Annotated in this window: 18 protein-coding genes; 9 read left to right on the top strand and 9 right to left on the bottom strand. The window is 59.3% G+C overall.

Going from position 1 to position 18092, the window contains the following annotated elements:
• Positions 1–71 precede the first annotated feature (71 nt).
• On the top strand, positions 72–308 hold the full coding sequence (locus ACSSNI_RS09635; protein ID WP_200637626.1) for a hypothetical protein: 237 nt from the start codon (positions 72–74) through the stop codon (positions 306–308).
• Between the two features lie 50 nt (positions 309–358).
• Here ACSSNI_RS09635 and pdxH read toward each other — a convergent pair whose 3' ends face one another.
• From pdxH to dinG, 4 genes are all read right to left on the bottom strand, one after another.
• Positions 359–1006 (bottom strand): pyridoxamine 5'-phosphate oxidase, encoded by a 648-nt coding sequence (pdxH, locus tag ACSSNI_RS09630; protein ID WP_102834906.1) that lies wholly within the window; start codon positions 1004–1006, stop codon positions 359–361.
• A gap of 115 nt (positions 1007–1121) precedes the next feature.
• Positions 1122–1751 (bottom strand): OmpA family protein, encoded by a 630-nt coding sequence (locus tag ACSSNI_RS09625; RefSeq protein ID WP_148924620.1) that lies wholly within the window; start codon positions 1749–1751, stop codon positions 1122–1124.
• Positions 1752–1887: 136 nt separating this feature from the next.
• A complete protein-coding gene (locus tag ACSSNI_RS09620; protein ID WP_200637624.1) occupies positions 1888–3036 on the bottom strand; it encodes a serine hydrolase domain-containing protein in 1149 nt (382 codons plus the stop codon).
• A 138-nt stretch (positions 3037–3174) separates the two neighbouring features.
• Positions 3175–5319 (bottom strand): ATP-dependent DNA helicase DinG, encoded by a 2145-nt coding sequence (dinG, locus tag ACSSNI_RS09615; RefSeq protein WP_200637622.1) that lies wholly within the window; start codon positions 5317–5319, stop codon positions 3175–3177.
• An 86-nt stretch (positions 5320–5405) separates the two neighbouring features.
• Here dinG and ACSSNI_RS09610 point away from each other — a divergent pair, with 86 nt between their 5' ends.
• A complete protein-coding gene (locus tag ACSSNI_RS09610; RefSeq protein WP_200637620.1) occupies positions 5406–5870 on the top strand; it encodes a CopD family protein in 465 nt (154 codons plus the stop codon).
• Between the two features lie 60 nt (positions 5871–5930).
• Here ACSSNI_RS09610 and ACSSNI_RS09605 read toward each other — a convergent pair whose 3' ends face one another.
• Entirely contained in the window at positions 5931–6569 is a 639-nt protein-coding gene (locus ACSSNI_RS09605; RefSeq protein ID WP_465250172.1) for an OmpA family protein, read from the bottom strand.
• Between the two features lie 174 nt (positions 6570–6743).
• On the opposite strand from ACSSNI_RS09605, the gene ACSSNI_RS09600 reads away from it, so the two are divergent.
• Together ACSSNI_RS09600 and ACSSNI_RS09595 are read left to right on the top strand one after the other, a co-directional pair.
• A complete protein-coding gene (locus ACSSNI_RS09600; RefSeq protein ID WP_200637618.1) occupies positions 6744–7241 on the top strand; it encodes a DUF6231 family protein in 498 nt (165 codons plus the stop codon).
• A 6-nt stretch (positions 7242–7247) separates the two neighbouring features.
• Positions 7248–7733 (top strand): YchJ family protein, encoded by a 486-nt coding sequence (locus ACSSNI_RS09595; RefSeq protein WP_200637616.1) that lies wholly within the window; start codon positions 7248–7250, stop codon positions 7731–7733.
• Positions 7734–7795: 62 nt separating this feature from the next.
• Here the strand turns inward: ACSSNI_RS09595 and fpr are convergent, their stop codons facing one another.
• A complete protein-coding gene (gene fpr / locus ACSSNI_RS09590) occupies positions 7796–8572 on the bottom strand; it encodes a ferredoxin-NADP reductase (RefSeq protein WP_159968733.1) in 777 nt (258 codons plus the stop codon).
• Between the two features lie 113 nt (positions 8573–8685).
• Here fpr and ACSSNI_RS09585 point away from each other — a divergent pair, with 113 nt between their 5' ends.
• Complete coding sequence (locus ACSSNI_RS09585; protein WP_102834915.1) at positions 8686–9612, top strand: LysR family transcriptional regulator; 927 nt, start codon at positions 8686–8688, stop codon at positions 9610–9612.
• A gap of 48 nt (positions 9613–9660) precedes the next feature.
• Here the strand turns inward: ACSSNI_RS09585 and erdR are convergent, their stop codons facing one another.
• On the bottom strand, positions 9661–10311 hold the full coding sequence (erdR, locus tag ACSSNI_RS09580; RefSeq protein WP_102834916.1) for a response regulator transcription factor ErdR: 651 nt from the start codon (positions 10309–10311) through the stop codon (positions 9661–9663).
• Positions 10312–10545: 234 nt separating this feature from the next.
• Here erdR and ACSSNI_RS09575 point away from each other — a divergent pair, with 234 nt between their 5' ends.
• Entirely contained in the window at positions 10546–11469 is a 924-nt protein-coding gene (locus ACSSNI_RS09575; RefSeq protein WP_200637614.1) for a DMT family transporter, read from the top strand.
• 14 nt (positions 11470–11483) lie between these two features.
• Here ACSSNI_RS09575 and ACSSNI_RS09570 read toward each other — a convergent pair whose 3' ends face one another.
• Entirely contained in the window at positions 11484–12200 is a 717-nt protein-coding gene (locus tag ACSSNI_RS09570; protein ID WP_200637612.1) for a tRNA-uridine aminocarboxypropyltransferase, read from the bottom strand.
• A gap of 114 nt (positions 12201–12314) precedes the next feature.
• Between ACSSNI_RS09570 and ACSSNI_RS09565 the strand changes: the two genes are divergently transcribed.
• Positions 12315–12707 carry a PA3611 family quorum-sensing-regulated virulence factor gene (locus ACSSNI_RS09565; RefSeq protein WP_200637610.1) on the top strand — a complete coding sequence of 131 codons (393 nt, stop codon included), beginning with the start codon at positions 12315–12317 and terminating at the stop codon, positions 12705–12707.
• A gap of 51 nt (positions 12708–12758) precedes the next feature.
• On the opposite strand, the gene ACSSNI_RS09560 is transcribed toward ACSSNI_RS09565, so the two are convergent.
• A complete protein-coding gene (locus ACSSNI_RS09560; protein ID WP_200637608.1) occupies positions 12759–15164 on the bottom strand; it encodes a phosphoketolase family protein in 2406 nt (801 codons plus the stop codon).
• Between the two features lie 128 nt (positions 15165–15292).
• On the opposite strand from ACSSNI_RS09560, the gene ACSSNI_RS09555 reads away from it, so the two are divergent.
• A complete protein-coding gene (locus ACSSNI_RS09555; RefSeq protein WP_200637606.1) occupies positions 15293–16693 on the top strand; it encodes an MBL fold metallo-hydrolase RNA specificity domain-containing protein in 1401 nt (466 codons plus the stop codon).
• Positions 16694–16953: 260 nt separating this feature from the next.
• Entirely contained in the window at positions 16954–18045 is a 1092-nt protein-coding gene (locus ACSSNI_RS09550; protein WP_200637604.1) for an LOG family protein, read from the top strand.
• The last annotated feature ends 47 nt before the right edge of the window (positions 18046–18092 follow it).

The raw sequence follows: 18092 nt of genomic DNA, 5'->3' as shown, positions 1-18092 counted from the left end.
GACCGTACTTTACCCGAGGCGATCCCGTCCCGCATGCAGGGCGCTCGCTCAAGCTGTACTCGAGACTATCCATGGACTACTTCATTATCACCATCGTTACGCTGGCCGGGCTGGTTTTCCATGCCTGGCTGTTCATCCGATTCAGACGCTGGGCGGAACGGGACCTGGCGCTTTCGTTGGCAGGAGATGACCCACAGAAGCGAGCGTGGGTCTTGCAGCGCCTTTCAGCTGCGAAAGATGCGCGCGTCAAACGTAAGGACTTGCAAGCATGGCTGGAAAGCGAATTAGCGCTCTACAACGAGCGCTGACATGAAAAAGAGGCCGCAACCGGCCTCTGATCAAAAGCTGAGCCCTCGGCTCAGGGCGCCAGACGCTCGCGCTGCCAGTTGCTGGCCAGGCGTCGATAGTTGAGCCGGTCATGCAGACGGCTGGGACGTCCCTGCCAGAACTCCATTCGCTCCGGCAGCAAACGATAACCGCCCCAATGAGGAGGGCAATGCGGGGCCTGGTCCAGAAAGCGCTGCTCCGTCTCGGCGAGAAGCCGTTCAAGCTCGGCACGATCGCGAATCACATGGCTTTGGGGTGAAGCCCAAGCGCCAAGGCGGCTACCCAGCGGACGCACCTGATAGTAAGCATCCGACTCGGCCGCGCTGACCTTCTCGACCCGCCCCTCGATACGTACCTGACGCTCCAGGCTGGGCCAGAAGAAGGTCATCGCAGCGAACGGACATGCTTCCAGCTGCTCGGCCTTGGCACTGTCATAGTTGCTGAAAAAGGTGAAGCCACGTTCATCCAATGCTTTGAGCAGAAGCACTCGGCAATGGGGGCGACCCTCGGCGTCTACCGTCGCCAAGGTCATGGCATTCGGTTCGACTGGCGGCTGCTCCGTTTGCACCGCATCCTGAAACCACTGCCGAAAGAGTTCGAACGGCTCTTCCGGCGCGTTCACTTCACTGAGTCCGTCACGCGTGTAATCGCGGCGCATATCGGCCAAGGATTGGGTCATCGCTGGTTTCCTGGAAGACAGTTGAAGCCAAAGCTTACCGGCTCTATGCGTTACCCCGCTTGATTCAACGCAAAAGTAGGCCGAACGGGCAGCGGGTCGATGACAGAGCACCGGGTTATTTGGCTTTGCTGACTTCTGCGGCAGCGACTTGGGTCGGCTTGGCAGGCGCCTCGCTGTACTGGGTAATCAGTGCCAGCAAGGTTGGCTGAGGAGCCAAGACCATCTCGACACGCCTGTTCAGAGCACGGCCTTCTTCGTGCTCGTTTGAAGCACGCGGCATATCTGAACCCAGCCCACGAATGCGCAGCCGGTCGTGTTTCAAGCCACTCAGCCGGAAAATTGCCGCTATGGCTCCGGCACGCTGGCGGCTGATGTCGCGATTGAGATCGGTCGGTCCCGTACTGTCAGCATGGCCAACCACAACCACGGCGGTCTTCTCGTCGCCTTCCACCAATTTCGCCACCCGACTGAGCGGACCAAGCGTTACAGGCAGCAGCATGCCGGGGCGGTCCGGGTTGAAGGAGCCATCGACGGGTGCGGTGACCACTAATACGCCCTCACGGCGCTCAAGCTCGAAATGACTGTCCTTCAACGCATCGCGAAGGCGCGGCTCGTACCCATCCAACCAGGCAGCGTCAATCACAGGACTCGGCGCAGCAACCACTTCCACCGGCTTGTCGTCGTTGGAGCTGCAGCCGGCAATGACCATACAGAGTACAAGAGAGGCGCTTTTCAGCAGGTTCATGAGCCAATTTCCGTGGAAGAGGGTTGCGAAAACAAACTGCGTGGGTTGAGCACGCAGCTTAAGCAAGGATTTGACTCAAATTGTGGACGCAGGTCCTTGTTCTGCAAAGTCTCACCCAGCCAAACAGACGAGTGGTTCAACCGATACATGCCTTGACTACACGTGCCAGAGATTGCGCGCGTGGATCCATCAGCACGTAAGGCCCCATCGTGTTGGTGACAAAGCCGAAGGCCACTTCGCGCTGAGGATCGGCGAAACCGATGCAACCGCCGGCCCCCGGGTGGCCGAAGGCGCCCGGCCCCATTCCGAAGGTGGCGTTCTCAACGTCCGGCTGGTCTAGCCAGCAGCCTAGCGCGAAACGAGTCCGGGTGAGCAGCGTGCGGTCCTCACCGATGCAGTGTTCTCGCGTCATCTCGTCCAGCAGCTGGTAATCAAGCAGCTCCCCACGCAACAGGCCGTCATAAAAGCCTGCTAATGATCGCGCATTACCATGCCCGTTGGCAGCCGGCTGTGCCATTCGACGCCACTCCGGCTTATTCGCGCTGTTCATGATCGACGGTGGATTGGTAAAGGCGAGAGCCGTGAGCGATTGCGGATCGCACATCAGGGCTTTGATTACCCGTTGGGCTGCCGCATCGCCAAGGTTGTTTTTCTCCCGTGTCAGATAGCCGACTCGATCAAACTCGCTATCGGCCAGACCGATATGGAAATCGAGTCCCAAAGGCCGAGCGGTACGCGCCACTATCGCTTCACCCGGCTCACGGCCGTCGGCGCGGCGAATCAGTTCGCCTAGCAACCAACCATAGGTGATTGCGGCGTAGCCGTGCCCTTCGCCGGGCGTCCACCAGGGTGTCTCGGCTGCGAGCGCCGCAGCCATCGTTTCCCAGTCGTACAGAGCTTCGGGCGGTAGTGGCTGGCGAACTGCCGGCAACCCAGCCTGGTGGCTGAGCAGTTGCCGTAGCGTGATGTCCTGTTTGCCGTTGACACCAAATTCCGGCCACACACGGGCAACCGGCTCATCCAGCTGCAGCTTGCCCTCCGCGACTAACTGCAGGGCAGCCACCGCGGTGAACGTCTTGGTGCAAGAAAACAGATTGACCAGGGTGTCGCTCTGCCAAGCCTGTTCACCGGCATTATCTGCAACGCCAGCCCACAGATCGACGACGGTTTCGCCACCAACCTTCACACAAACCGCGGCGCCACGCTGCTGGGTCCGCACGAAAAGCTCGCTGAATGCGTCCCTGACCGCTTCGAAACGAAGGTCGATATACCCCTGAATCTGCACGTTTGTGCTCCTTACCAGGCTGATGGATTCAGCGCATTGTTCCAGTCACACCGAATCTGGCAAACAAATTCGAGTTCGCTGAAGAGACAATCATTCACTTGAATAACGGCGCATGTTGCTCGCTAGGCCAACATGCCACTAACCGATCTCGCGGCGGAACGGCGGCAACGCATTGAGGATGGCCTTTCCGTAGCGCTGCGTGACGACCCGGCGATCCAGCAGCGTGATCGTGCCGCGGTCCTCCTCAGTACGTAGCAGCCTTCCGCAGGCCTGTACGAGGCGCAAGGAGGCATCAGGTACGGCGATTTCCATGAAGGGATTACCGCCTCGCGCTTCGATCCACTCCGCCAACGCTGCTTCGACCGGGTCATCGGGTACTGCAAACGGAATCTTGGCAATCACCACGTGTTCGCAATACGCACCAGGGAGGTCGACGCCCTCTGCAAAGCTGGCGAGCCCGAAGAGCACGCTCTTCTCGCCATCGTCCACGCGCGCTTTGTGCTTGTTAAGCGTCTCCTGCTTGGACAGATTGCCCTGAATGAGTACCCGCCGTCGCCAGTCCCGCTCCAGCCCGTCGAAAACGTCCTGCATCTGTTTGCGCGACGAAAAAAGTACCAGCGTACCGCGTGAAGCTTCCACCAGCTGCGGCAGATCCCGCACGATCGCCGCCGTGTGTGCAGCGGCATCCCGCGGGTCGGCCTTGAGATCGGGCACTCTCAGTACGCCAGCGTCGGCATGATGGAACGGGCTCGGCACCACCGCCGTAACAGCACAACGTGGCAACCCGGCACGCATGCGGTAGCGATCGAAACTGTTCAGTGCGGTGAGCGTGGCCGAAGTTACCAGCGCGCCGTAGCAGACGTTCCACAGATTGCGGCGCAACGTCTCGGCCGCCAGGATCGGACTGGCGTTGACTTCAATATCGAACAGAGCGCCACCATCGGCCAGTGTCAGCCAGCGCGCCATGGGTGGGCTGTCTTCTGGATCGTCGACCGTGAAGGCTGTCCACAGCTCCCAGTTGCCCTGGGCCCGAGTGAGCAGACTGCCGAATAATGGATACCACTCCTCGGCTTGATGGCTGGCGATGCCCACACCCGTTTCGCCATCCATCGCCTCTTTGAGCAACTCGGTCAGCCGGGTGAACAGATCGTTCAGCTTGGCGAAGCCCTTTTTCAGCTCGATACCCAGCTCGATCAGATGCTCCGGAACCACACCACCCACGAACCGATGACGAGGCCGCTCGCGGCCCTCCATGTCTTCCCCGGCTCGGAAGTCAGCCAGCTGTTCGCAGGCACTGAACATGAATTGCTGTTGACTGCGAAGGTCTCGGGCGATTTCAGGAACCGCCTCGATCAGCCGGCCGAGATCGCCCGGCAGCGGATGCTGGGCGAGCAGCTTGGTCAGGTTCTTTTCGACCTGGGCAAGCCACTCGGCGGTAGAACGCAGGCGGGTGAAATGAGCGAAATGCCCGATCGCCTTATCCGGCAGATGATGGCCTTCGTCAAAGACATAGAGTGTGTCGCGCGGATCGGGCAGCACCGCCCCACCACCCAACGCGAGGTCTGCGAGCACCATGTCATGATTGGTGACGATGACGTCAACCTTGGTCATGCCTTCGCGCGCTTTGTAGAAGGCGCACTGCTGAAAGTTGGGGCAGTGGCGCCCAGTGCATTGACTGTGATCCGTGGTCAGGCGCGCCCAGTCGGGATCAGCCAACTCTTCAGGCCAACTGTCGCGATCACCATCCCAGCGATTGCCTGCGAGCTTCTCGATCATGCTTCCGAAGAGCTTTTCGCTCCGCTCGTCCACATCGATGCGAAAGCCCTCTTCTTCGAACAATTGAGCGGTTGCGCTCTGCGCCTGCCCTTCCTGCAGCAGTGCGTCGAGTTTGGACAGGCAAAGATAACGACCGCGTCCCTTGGCCAGAGCAAAGGAAAAGCTCAGGCCGCTGTTGCGCATCAGATCCGGCAGATCCTTGTGCACAATCTGTTCTTGCAACGCGATCGTAGCCGTTGCGATCACCAAGCGCTTGCCCGCCGCTTTGGCCGTCGGAATGGCAGCCAGGCTATAGGCGACAGTCTTGCCGGTGCCAGTGCCAGCCTCGACCGCGACGATGGCGGGTTCCCCATCGCGCCGCCCCTCATCGTCGGCCTTGATCGCGCCGAGCACTTTCGCCACTTCGGCGATCATCAGACGCTGGCCATAACGGGGCTTGAGGCCCTTAGCTTCGAGAAACTGGGAGTAGGCGCCCTGGATCTGGGACTTGAGTTCAGTGCTGAGCATGGGCGCGGATGCTGTATATATTTTCAGTATTTCTGGAGGGTGGCTATGATAACGCGCGTTTCCTCGACCGCCACCGGAGATTTCCCATGACCGCATTCGCCGCGCTCTATTCACTACATGTACTGGCCGCTGTGATCTGGGTGGGAGGCATGTTCTTCGCCTGGATGGTCCTGCGCCCAGCGGCTGTTTCCGCACTACAGGCACCGGAACGGCTGAAGCTTTGGGCCGAAGTGTTTCGCCGCTTCTTTCGATGGGTCTGGGTTACGGTGCTGGTGCTTCCGATAAGTGGTATCGGTATGTGGCACATGCGCTTCGACGGGCTGGAGGCTGCGCCTCGCTACGTCCACATCATGGCCGGGATGTTCCTGGTGATGCTCGCCCTGTTCTTGCGCATACAGCTGCTGCAGCTGCCCCAACTCAAGCGCGCGATCACCGCGCAGAACTGGCCGGAAGGTGGCGCTGCATTGGGCCAGATCCGCAAGCTTGTCGGCATTAATCTACTGCTGGGTCTGGCTGTGGTCGCGCTGGCAAGCGCGCGCCCCTTGTTCTGAGGCGGCCAATTGAAACAAGAAAACCGGGTCATACAACCCGGTTTTTTTACAGAGCCTGCGTTACGGACGCGCTTCGACCGACGCCTCAACGCGACGGTTGATGGCACGGCCCAGCTCGGTCGAGTTATCAGCGACCGGACGCGACTCACCATAGCCCACCGCTTCAAGACGGTTGGCTTCAACACCGTAGCGATTGACCAGTGCATCGCGAACGGACTCGGCACGCTGCATGGACAGACGCTGGTTATAAGCGTCAGTACCGATGGAATCGGTGTGACCCTCTACAGTCGTCGAGGTCTGGTCGTACTGCTTCATGAAGTCAGCAAGCACTTCGATGTCATCGTATGCGTCCTGACGGATGGTGGCTTTGTCGAAGTCGAATTTTACGTCCAGCTCAACCCGTACAGCCTCCATCACAGGCTCGGGCTCCGGCTCAGCCATCGGTGCAGGCTCAACCGTTTCAACCACGGCGACAGTCTCCTGCTCGGTGCCATTGGCCCAGCAGTAGGCTGCAGCCATGCCGCCACCAATCAATGCGCCATAACCTGTGTAGGTGCTGCTTTCTATCGCGCCCAACGCGGCGCCGGTTACGCCGCCAACAGCCGCGCAGCTGGGCCAATCTTGTTTCTGCACCCCTGCGCAGCCGGCCAGAAAGGTGGTCATCACAATCACGGGTACTGCTGTCCGTAAGCTACTCATCGTTAAAGCCTCCTAATGTGGGATCGGCCAGAGCTTTATGCGCCATAGCATAAGCAGCTCCAGTTATATCGAGACTAGGACGGCAGGCGCCAGCGCGCTAGTCTTTATACTTTGACAGACCGAGCGGACTGCAATCTCTGCATTCCGCTACGCCTGATATCGAGGAATCCCGGCTTGACCGCATCCCGCTCATCGCAGACGCCGCAGCAAGCTTTGGCCGCCCTGTTGGAACAACACCGTCCGGCCCGATTGCTGTATGTCGGTCATAGCGAACTGCCCGCTATCGACGCATTTAGCCACAGCCATAACCATTGCCAGATCGATCGCGCACTGACCGGCCCACTGCCTGCAGACCTCGCGGCCCGCCGCTACGATCTCGCCCTGGTCGCTGACTGCCTGGAACACCTTCCGAAGCGCGACGGCCTGCAGTTGCTCGGCGGCATTCGCAATCTCAACACCAGCCGCATGGCGGTTTTGGTCGATCTGAATGCGTCGGACTGGCAGGCAACCGATTTTTACTCGCTGGCCTTACAGCTCAGCGGACGCTTCGAACGAGGCGGCCAAACGGTGACCCTCTTCACCTACGACCTACTGGATTACAAGCAGGTTCCAGACTGGCTCAATGCAAAATACTGGGCCAATCCGCAAATGTTCGGCAAATATTGGTGGTGATTGACGATGTCTGATGATCAACCGACAGACGCAAATTGCCCTTGCGGCACCGGCGACCCCTACGGCGAATGTTGCGGCCGTTATCATCAAGGTCTACCAGCGCCTAGCGCTGAACAACTGATGCGCTCGCGGTATAGCGCCTACGTTGTCGGGGCTATCGCTTACCTGCAGGCCACCACGCTGCAGGCACAGCAACAAGCTCTGGATCTGCAGTCCATGAAGGAGTGGAGCGCCAACAGCACCTGGCTGGGACTGGACGTTGAGCAAAGCCAAGTGCTCGGCGGACAGCCAGAACATGCGCTGGTCAGTTTTACTGCACGATGGCACGACGGAGCCGGAGAGCACGCTCAACATGAGCGCTCAGCGTTCGTGCAGCACAATGGACGCTGGTACTTCATTGACCCCACTGTCCCGCTGAAGGCCGGTCGCAATGACCCGTGCCCGTGCGGGAGCGGTCAGAAGTACAAGAAATGCTGTGCCACTTACTTCTAAAGAGCCAGCCAAAAAAAACCGGCTGACGTGACGCTCAGCCGGTCGTTGGACTCAACGTCCAATCACTTCTCGACGAATGCTCGCTCGATCAGGTAGTGCCCAGGATCGCCCATCCGCGGCGATGCCTTCAGACCAAAGCTGTCGAGCACTTCGCTTGTTTCGGCCAGCATACTAGGGCTACCGCAGATCATCGCACGGTCGTCTTCCGGGTTGATCGGCGGCAGGCCGATATCCGCAAACAGCTTGCCGCTGCGCATCAAGTCGGTCAGACGCCCTTGATTCTCGAACACCTCGCGCGTGACGGTGGGGTAATAGATCAGCTTCTCTTTCAGGGCCTCGCCGAAGAATTCGTTCTGCGGCAGGTGCTCGGTTATGAACTCACGGTAGGCAACTTCGTTTGCGTAACGAACACCATGCACCAGGATGACTTTCTCGAAACGCTCATAGGTTTCCGGATCCTGGATCACGCTCATGAAAGGCGCCAGACCGGTTCCCGTACTCAGAAGATAAAGATGCTTGGCCGGCAACAGGTCGTCCAGCACCAACGTGCCAGTCGGCTTGCGACTGACCATTAGCGAATCACCTTCTTTCAGGTGCTGCAGGCGAGAGGTCAGCGGACCATCTGGCACCTTGATACTGAAGAACTCCAGATGCTCTTCATAATTGGGGCTCGCAATGCTGTAAGCACGCATGAGGGGTCGCCCTTCTACTTCGAGTCCGATCATCACGAACTGACCATTTTCAAAGCGCAGCCCCGGATTGCGGGTGGTTTTGAAACTGAACAGCGTGTCGTTCCAGTGATGCACACTGAGGACTCGCTCAACGTTCAGGTTGCTCATGTAGTGCTCCCCTTCTAGCGCACAACGGCGCATCAATATTTGCTGGCAGTTTACCGGGCCGACTAATATCCGCTAAACGAATATTAACGATATATGTTATCGGTTATATAGATATGCATTTCACACTCCGGCAGTTACAGGTGTTCGTCGCGTTCGCGCGGCATGAAAGCGTTTCCCGTGCGGCTGAAAGCCTTGCCCTTTCACAGTCGGCGACCAGCACCTCACTGGCCGAACTGGAGCGCCAGTCGGGTTGCCAGCTGTTCGATCGTGCCGGTAAACGTTTGTGGCTGAACGCATTAGGCCACCAGCTATTGCCGCAGGCAGTAGGCTTGCTCGACCAGGCCAAAGCGATTGAGGATCTGCTCGCTGGCAAAACGGGATTCGGCTCGCTGAGCGTGGGCGCTACCCTGACGATCGGCAACTACCTCGCCACCTTGCTCATCGGCAGTTTTATGCAGCGTCACCCTGAATGCCGGGTGAAACTCCACGTGCAGAACACCGCGCATATTGTCCAGCAGGTTGCGCAACATGAACTTGATTTAGGTCTGATTGAGGGCGACTGCCAGCATCCAGAGATCGAAGTATTACCCTGGGTCGAGGACGAACTGGTGGTGTTTTGCGCGCCCCAGCATGCGTTGGCCGCCCACACTGCGGTGAGCCTGGATCAACTCTCGCGCGAAGCCTGGATTCTCCGCGAACAGGGCTCTGGTACTCGCCTGACCTTCGACCATGCCATGCGCCATCATCCGGCCAAATTGAACATTCGGCTCGAGCTGGAGCACACTGAGGCGATTAAACGAGCCGTCGAATCCGGGCTCGGGATCGGCTGCATTTCAAGATTGGCGCTACGCGATGCATTTCGCCGGGGCAGCCTGGTCGCTCTGGAAACACCCGAACTGGACCTTGCTCGGCAGTTCTATTTCATCTGGCACTCGATGAAATATCAGACCGCCGCCATGCGCGAATTCATCGAGCAATGCCGAGCGCTGACGGCAGGCGTCCGCCGCAGTGATGAGATTGTACTGCCGACGATTGCCTGACACTGAGCCAGCGCGGTTAACGAGGCATCTACAGGCAAGAACGTGCTTTCAGCTGCTGGGGATCGAGCCCATCTGCTGCAACAGTAGAGCAGCCTGGGTTCGGGTGCGAACGCCCAACTTACGGAAGATTGCGGTCACATGCGCCTTGATGGTCGCCTCGGAAACACTGAGTTCATAGGCGATCTGCTTGTTTAGCAAACCGTCGCACACCATGGTGAGCACGCGAAACTGCTGGGGCGTGAGGCTCGCGAGCCCTTCGCTGGCAGCCTTGGCTTCGGGGCTGACGTGCGCCACATCCTCGATATTGCTAGGCCACCAGACGTCGCCATCAAGCACGACCCGAACAGCCTGCTGAATCGTTTCGAGTGAGCTGGATTTGGGTATGAAACCGCTGGCGCCAAACTCACGAGAGCGAGCAACAACCGCAGCGTCTTCCTGTGCGGAGATCATCACAACAGGCAGCTGGGGATACTGACCTCGCAGCAGCACCAGCCCGGAGAACCCATAAGCGCCGGGCATATTGAGATCCAGCAATACCAGATCCCAGTCCGATGTTCGGGTCAGTTGAGCTTCGAGCTCGGCAATGCTAGCCGCCTCGGATAGCCGAACGTCATCGCCCAGCCCAAGCGTCAATGCTTGCTGGAGGGCACTGCGAAACAGGGGATGATCATCGGCGATAAGGATTTCGTAAGCAGCCATGGCGGACCTATAGTTTTTATTGGCGCTTCACCTGCCTGAGCCGGGTGCTGACAATCAGGACGGCAAGAACCCGCAATATGCTCGAGGGTGACCACGGTGATGATATCGCGCCACCACGCGAAATTCGATCATCGTTCCGCATTTAATCAGCCGTTTGCCGCGCCGGACGGCGAAGCGGTGGCAAAGCCCCTCGGTTTGATGCAAAGTTCGCGGTTTTTCCGCACGAGTTCAAACATGCGCAAACAAGCCCTTCGCGCCGATTTCTTAATGCTGATCACGGCCATGATCTGGGGAAGCGCATTTGTCGCACAGCGGGTCGGCATGGATAACATCGGGCCATTCCTGTTCACCGGCCTTCGCTTCGCATTGGGCGCAATCGTATTGCTGCCCTTGTTGCTGCACCAAGGCCGAGGCGCTGCTCGCCACGAGCCATTCTTGCAGCGTGGATTGCTACTCGGAGGCCTCAGCATGGGCCTCGCCCTCACTATAGGCATCAACCTGCAACAGGTTGGCCTGCTGTTCACCAGCGTGACCAACTCCGGATTCATCACTGGCTTGTACGTCATCGTCGTGCCCTTACTCGGCCTGGCTATTGGCCAGAGGACCGGCATGGGCACCTGGCTAGGCGCAATACTCGCCGTGGTTGGCATGGCGCTGCTCAGCATCGACGAAAACTTTCAGATCGCTTCCGGCGACTGGATACAGTTGGCTGGCGCTTTCGTGTGGGGCATTCATGTGTTGCTGGTGAGCTTTTTCGTGGGTCGTCATGACGCCATTCGCCTGGCCTTTCTGCAGTTCGTAACCTGCGCGGTTGTCAGTCTGCTGCTGGCGGCAGTCTTCGAAGAAGCCAGCCTGAACAGCATCTGGCTTGCCGCGCCGGCCCTGATCTATGGCGGAATGTTCGCAGTGGGGGTTGGTTATACCTTGCAAGTCGTGGCGCAGAAGCACGCAATCGCCTCGCACGCGGCCATCATCCTCTCGCTCGAAGCGGTGTTCGCCGCACTTGCTGGAGCATTTTTGCTTGATGAAAGCCTAAGTCCGCGCGGTTATTTTGGTTGTGCGCTGATGTTCGTTGGCATGCTCGCCGCCCAACTCTGGCCGCGCAAGGATGTACCCGTGCCGGCTGCTACCGAAATCCCACAGGTGGCCAGGCACTGACCCACAGGCCAATATCAGCGCTGGCCAAGGGCAGCCAGCGCCCGATGAGTGGCATCCTCGGGATCTGGTGCGCGGTGATATTTGGCACCCAGGTAATGGTCAGTGAACGCATCGAGCCAGGTATCCAGTGCCGCGCAGCCTTGGTCATCTCCAGCCAAGCCCAAGCACAACGCAGCGACCTCCGCGGTGCACAGGTGTTCGCTGCGGGTCGAGCGACGCAGGCGATAACGTGACAGTACGTCGGCCTGCAAGCTCAGCACTGGCAGATGATTCAGATAGGGGCTTTTACGAAACATCTTGCGCGCTTCGGTCCAAGTCGCATCCAGCAGGATGAACAGCGGGCGCTTCCCCGGTGTGACCTCAAGCTCCGTAACCACCCGATCTGGTTGCGCGTACTCACCCGGAAAGACCACCAGGGGCTGATAGCGGGCATCGGCCAGCAGCTCTAGCAGCGCAGCGTCTACACCGGTTCGTTGCCAGGTGAAGGCATAGGTTTCAGCCACGATATCGGCAATCAGCCAACCGGTATTGCTCGGTTTCAGCGGCTCGATATCGTGCATGATCAGGCAGACCGCGCTATTGGTCGTCACCGATGGCAGCCAGTCACACAGGCAATGGCTGAAGGCAACTCGGCAGCGGGCACACCGCGGCGTGCGCGAACCGCGGGCAATGAACGGTTTGGCGCTACGCGCCAGGCGAGCATCGCGAAGGCGGACGACGGCGTGAGTCATGATTGTTCGATCAACAGAGGGGGAGCGGAGTTTAACAGCCGCCCCCAAACCATGGCAGCGCTGAACCGTGAGGACCGACACCGGTCGAACGACGGCAGTCATCAGGAGATCACCATGCGCCGTCTGACCACACTTTTAACGCTTTGCCTCGCCCTGCCCTTCGCCCACACCGCATCCGCACAGGAACAGGCGCTCAGCCAATTGCTGGAAAAAGTCGCCCGTGAAAGCAGTGTAGGCACTCCACGTGCGATCAACTCCGACCTGCTCGACGAGGGCTACAGCGTCGACGGAAACGAGCTGGTCAACCATTTGAGCGTTCAGCCGCGCCACGCCGCGCAGATGCGAGACAACCCCAAGCAAGTCCGCACCCAACTGGCCGCCAGCGTTTGCAACAACGAGGGCCTGCGTCAGCTGATGAGCCAGGGCGCAGTGTTGCGCTTCGAGTTCAGTGAGTACCAGAGCAAGAAACCGATCACCACGGAACGCTATCGCTCCAGCGATTGCTGAAGCCGGCAACACGCCAAGGGCAGCATCGGCGCTGCCCTTTGACAGGTCTGACTAGCGCAGCACGCGCGGATCGCCCTTGCCCGCGACCGCAGCCGCCTCATCTGGCTTGAGCAGTGCGGTTCGCGGTATATCGAGCAAACGTGCGCAGGCGGCCAATACATTCGCCCAGCTAGCCCGGTTGGCGAATTGCATACCGCCCTCGTCCAGCGTGCCACCACGATTGCGATAGCCCAGAACCGAATTTCGTCGCACGTCCGGCAAAATCGGCCAGAGATGACCACGCGCCACTTCGGGCCGCATGTGAGTGAGCAGCACCCTCATCTCCATCTGTTCGGGAAACAGGCGCTCGGTTACACCCTCGGCCGCAAGCGCCTCGATCTCCCAACGATCCCGCGGTGCGCGGAAGCGACCCGGCTCCTGCAGATACACCAGACGATAGCTGACACGCGCTTCTTTGAGGCGCTGAGTGGCACGTTGCATTTCAGTCAACTGATAGCTGCCATTGGCAATCAGAAGGATGGGGTTATCACCCTTCTGCTCGTCAACGATGATCGCGCCGTCACGGGCAAGCTGCTCGGCCTGCGCCTGATTGAAAATAGCTGGCCGCTCACGCTTGGGCATGACCAGGCAAGCCAGCGCACCGCGGGTCTGGTAGATCGAAGGCAGCAGTGCCATGGCGCTGTTGTGGTCTGCCGGGAACAAAACTCTCGCCATATCGCTCATTTCGCTCAGCAAGGCCTCGCAAAAAGTGGTGTCCTGGTGCGACTGCTGGTTCTTGCCGTTTTCCCAGGTGTGAGACGTAGCGATGATGGGCCAGCCAAGCCAACCGGCTGGCCGCCCAACCTCCTTCTGCTGACGGGAGAAAATCAGGGTTTGGCGTACCGCGCCGAGCATCTTCACGCAGAACGCCTCATAACTGGCAACCAGGTTCAGGCCACCCTGGTTGGCAAGACAGGCGGAAACCACGGCCTCTTCATTCAGTGCTGTGATGATCTTTCCGTCCACTGCCTCCAGCTCTCCCTCAGGATCGACCACGCGGTGCTTCATCGCTCTGAGTACGCCGCCCAAGCGATTGCTGGCCAGTTCATCGGGGTTACCCACACGGGGGCGCAGTGACGGATTGGCACGGGTGAGTTCGACAAAGAAATCATCTACCGCTGCCATCGGGGAACAGGCGTGATCGTGATACCGGAGCGGCGGCATGACCGGAGCATTGGGCCGCCTGGTCGCGAGGACGTTGTCGCGCTCGGCAGGGCGCGCATGGCGGGACTGCGCAACCAGCTGGCGAGCTTGCTCAAGCTCATCCCAGGGAACGAAAAGCGGGGCGGCATGAGTATTGAACAACTCACGCGAAGCGTCATCGACGCTCGGGTTGCCCGGCAGCGGCAGGTTATGCGCTGCATTGCAGCCGGCACCATAGAAGCCGAATCCCTTGATCGTCTCGGCTATTCCGTAGGGGATCGGCAGCGGATAGCGCAGCAGACCGCGGGATTTTTCCTCGACACGCCGAACCAGGCGCTGCTCCATCTCCCACAGGGCGCAGACGAAAGCAGCCGGGTCACGCCCATCGAACGGGATAGGGTCAAAGCCACAACGGCTAAGATGCTGGCGAAACCCCTCAAGCCCCTCATGAGTGCCAAGCTGGGTCCGTTGTTCGATACGCCGACCATTGGCGATCATGATGGGCAGCGCTACACCGCAATCCTCGGCACGCCACCAGCGCGGAATCCAGTCGCTGCCGCGCTGTTCCTCTGCTGCACCATCGGATAGAAAGGCCACCAGCGTCTCGCCAGGCAGTGGCATGTGGGCATATTGCAGCTCGGCGAAGCCAAGGTATCCGCCTTCGGCGATACCGCCCCCAGTGTGTGCATTGACATGGCTGCCGAGAGGCGCTGAGGGGCTGCCATCCGCCGCCTGATGGTAGCCGTAGAAGTCTTCGAGGAGCCGATTGATGCCCGCCTCGCCATCGCCGTAGGCTTGCTTCTGTTCGGGGTGCAGATTGTCGGTAAGCAGATTCAGCGCTTCGATCGCTGCAACGCAGTGGCCCTGCCCCATCAACCAAGCACGTGTACTGCCGGTCAGGGCGTTCAGTCCTAGATAACCGGCGTAGGCAGGCACCATATTAAGAGAACCGCCGGTATGCCCTTCTGGCGCAACCTTGAAGTCCTCGGCGCTGAGTTCAGAGCCGTCCAGCCGAACCCGACGCGCATAGGTCATGTGCACAACCAGCCACAGGCCAGCCGAACCGATCCTGTCGATCGCCTGCAGCAGCCGATACACACTTGCCAGATCCGGCTGCAGCTCGGCCTGTACCAGCTGATGGGCCAGGCGAAACACGGAAGCCTGGGTTTCCAAAGCATGTTCAAAGGGTCCGTACCCGGTTCGCCAGCGAGCGAACTCCGGCTGGATCTCCGCATGATGGTCCAGCTCGTCAAGACTGGGCAGTAGCTGATTCATGAGGCACTCCGTTGGTGGGCATTGGCGATAGTCTAGTCAGCGTCTAGCGGGCTCTCTCTGATATGCATCAAGATGAGCTGCCGGCATAGCGGGCATGCTGGGCGCAACTGTACAGACAGGAGGTTCTCATGGCTTTGCTCAGCTTTCTCGGCGCCATCCAACAGGTCACCGGATCCTGTTATCTGATCGAAACCCATGATGGCGTTCGCGTGCTTCTAGACTGCGGCATGCGCCAAGGGCGGCGCGAAGAGGAGGCCGGCAACCGTGCAGGTTTTAGCTTCGACCCGCAGACCCTGAATGCCGTGGTGCTGTCACACGCACACATCGACCATAGCGGCTTGTTACCGAAGCTCGTGGCAGCCGGATTCAAAGGGTCGATTCATGTCACCGAAGCGACCGGGAAGCTGGTCGAGCTGATGCTGCTCGACTCGGCGAACATCCAGGAAAAGGACGCCGAGTGGGAAAACCGTTGGCGCGCGCGTCTGGGCAAGCCGGCCATCAAGCCGCTCTACACTCGGGTCGACACCGAACGCATGCTTGCGCAAAGACAGCCTCACGCCTATGGCGACGTCTTCGAAGCCGCACCGGGGGTCTCCGTGACCTTTTTTGATGCGGGACACATCCTTGGCTCAGCTATCGTTCAAGTCGACGTCACCGACTTTGGCGCCACCCGCCGCCTGGTATTTTCCGGGGACCTCGGCAATGCCTGCTCGCCCCTCATGCATGCGCCGACGCCACTGCGCGAGGCCGACGTGGTACTGATGGAGTCCACCTATGGCGATCGCGACCACCGCGATCATCAGGCAACCATCGAAGAACTGGCCGAGATCCTTCAGCAAGCCCACCGTGATGGTGGCAACGTACTCATGCCGTCCTTCGCCGTTGGCCGCACGCAAGATCTGATCTATTACCTCGGCCTTCTGTACCACCAGGGCCGAGTGCCTCAGCAAGTGGTCTTTCTGGACAGCCCGATGGCCATCGGCGCGAACGCAATCTACTCACTTTTCCAGGAGCAGCTGGACATAGAACCAGGCGCAGCACCTGATAGTAACCGGCAGCGTATCGAGACATGGCTGCCGATATTCAGGGCGACGCCAACCCCTGAAGAATCGATGGCCATCAACCGTTTCAAAAGTGGCGCGATCATTATCGCCGGCAGCGGCATGTGCAATGGTGGGCGCATTCTTCATCACTTCAAGCACAACCTCTGGCGTAAGGAATGTCACCTGGTCATTCCTGGCTTCCAGGCGAGCGGCACACTTGGTCGCGCCATCGTCGATGGCGCGAAAACCGTCAAGCTGATGCATCAGCGCATAGCGGTGAACGCCCAGGTCCATACGTTGGGCGGTTTCTCCGCGCATGCGGGGCAATCGCAGCTGATCGAATGGGCTAGCCACTTCAAGTCGCGTCCGGAGCTATATCTAGTCCACGGGGAGCTGGACAAGATGCATACATTGCAGGAAGCCCTGCGCGTTCGCCTCGATTGGCAAGCCCGCATTCCGGAACCGGGGGATCGCATCGCACTCTGATGGCCGGAAACTGATGCCCCAGACATAAGCTGCACGCGCGATGATCGTGGCTGTTCACCGAGCGATAGAACCGACGTTCGACATCTTTGCGCTGAGCTACTGTTAGGCATGAAACAAGTGCGTCACGAACGCCAAATGCCGACATACCATCACCCAGATTGTTTTCGGCGGCTGTCTGGACTTACTCAGACCACAGTGCGAGATACGGTTCTCGCGCCTGGCGGATGAGCAGCGCCCCAGCTTCCACAGGGAGAACTTGTATGCCTTTCGAATCGGACGATTACCTGTCGCGACATTTCAAAACCAGTGGTGCCGAGCTATCGAAGAAAATTGATGAACTGGTTGCACTCGTAGTTCCATCCAGCAGCCAGAACCTGCCCCTATATCGGGAAATGCTGGTTACCGTCATGCGCATGGCTCAAGCCGACCGAAGCCGCTGGGATGCCAAGATTCTGCTACAGACCATGCGTGAAATGGAGCACGCCTTCAGCCGCCTCGATCAGTTCAAGCGTCGCCGCAAAGTGACCGTTTTCGGCTCGGCGAGAACGCCCATCGAACATCCGTTGTACGCGCTCGCCCGCGAGCTCGGCGAGACGCTTGCACGCTACGACCTGATGGTTATTACCGGTGCCGGTGGCGGCATCATGTCGGCTGCCCATGAAGGCGCCGGCATGGATAACAGCCTCGGCCTGAACATCACCCTACCCTTCGAGCAGCATGCTAATCCGACGGTAGATGGCACCGACCACCTGCTGTCTTTTCACTTCTTCTTCGTGCGCAAGCTGTTCTTTATCAAAGAGGCCGATGCGCTGGTGCTCTGTCCCGGTGGTTTCGGCACACTGGACGAAACCCTGGAAGTACTCACGCTGGTCCAGACGGGCAAAAGCCCACTGGTGCCGATTGTGCTGCTGGATGAGCCCGGCGGCACATTCTGGAAAGACGCGCTGAACTTCATGCGCCGACAGCTTGAAGGCAACCGTTACATCCTTCCAACTGATATGCGGCTGATGCGCTTGGTAGACAATGCCGAAGACGCTGCTGCTGAGATCGATCACTTCTACAGCAACTTTCATTCGAGCCGATGGCTGCAAGACTGCTTCGTCATGCGCATGAACCATGTGCTGACCGATTCCGCCATGTCCTACATGAACGAACATTTTGCCGACCTTTGTCTCAAAGGCCGCTTCGAGCAGCAAGCGTGCTGTGAAATGGAATTGGACGAGCCGGAACTGCAGCCGTTACCCAGGCTGAGCTTCGTATTTAACGGAAGGGATCATGGCCGGCTACGGGAGCTGACCGACTTTATCAATGCAAAGGAACACTGGGCTTCGCCGCTGAGCGCGAAAGATTGAAGTAGTGCGAGCTCAGTTAGTGACGCGATCTCTACCAGCTGCGGGAT

The sequence above is a fragment of the Stutzerimonas tianxiuensis genome (assembly GCF_053470365.1).
This window is presented reverse-complemented; position numbering and strand designations above follow the sequence as displayed.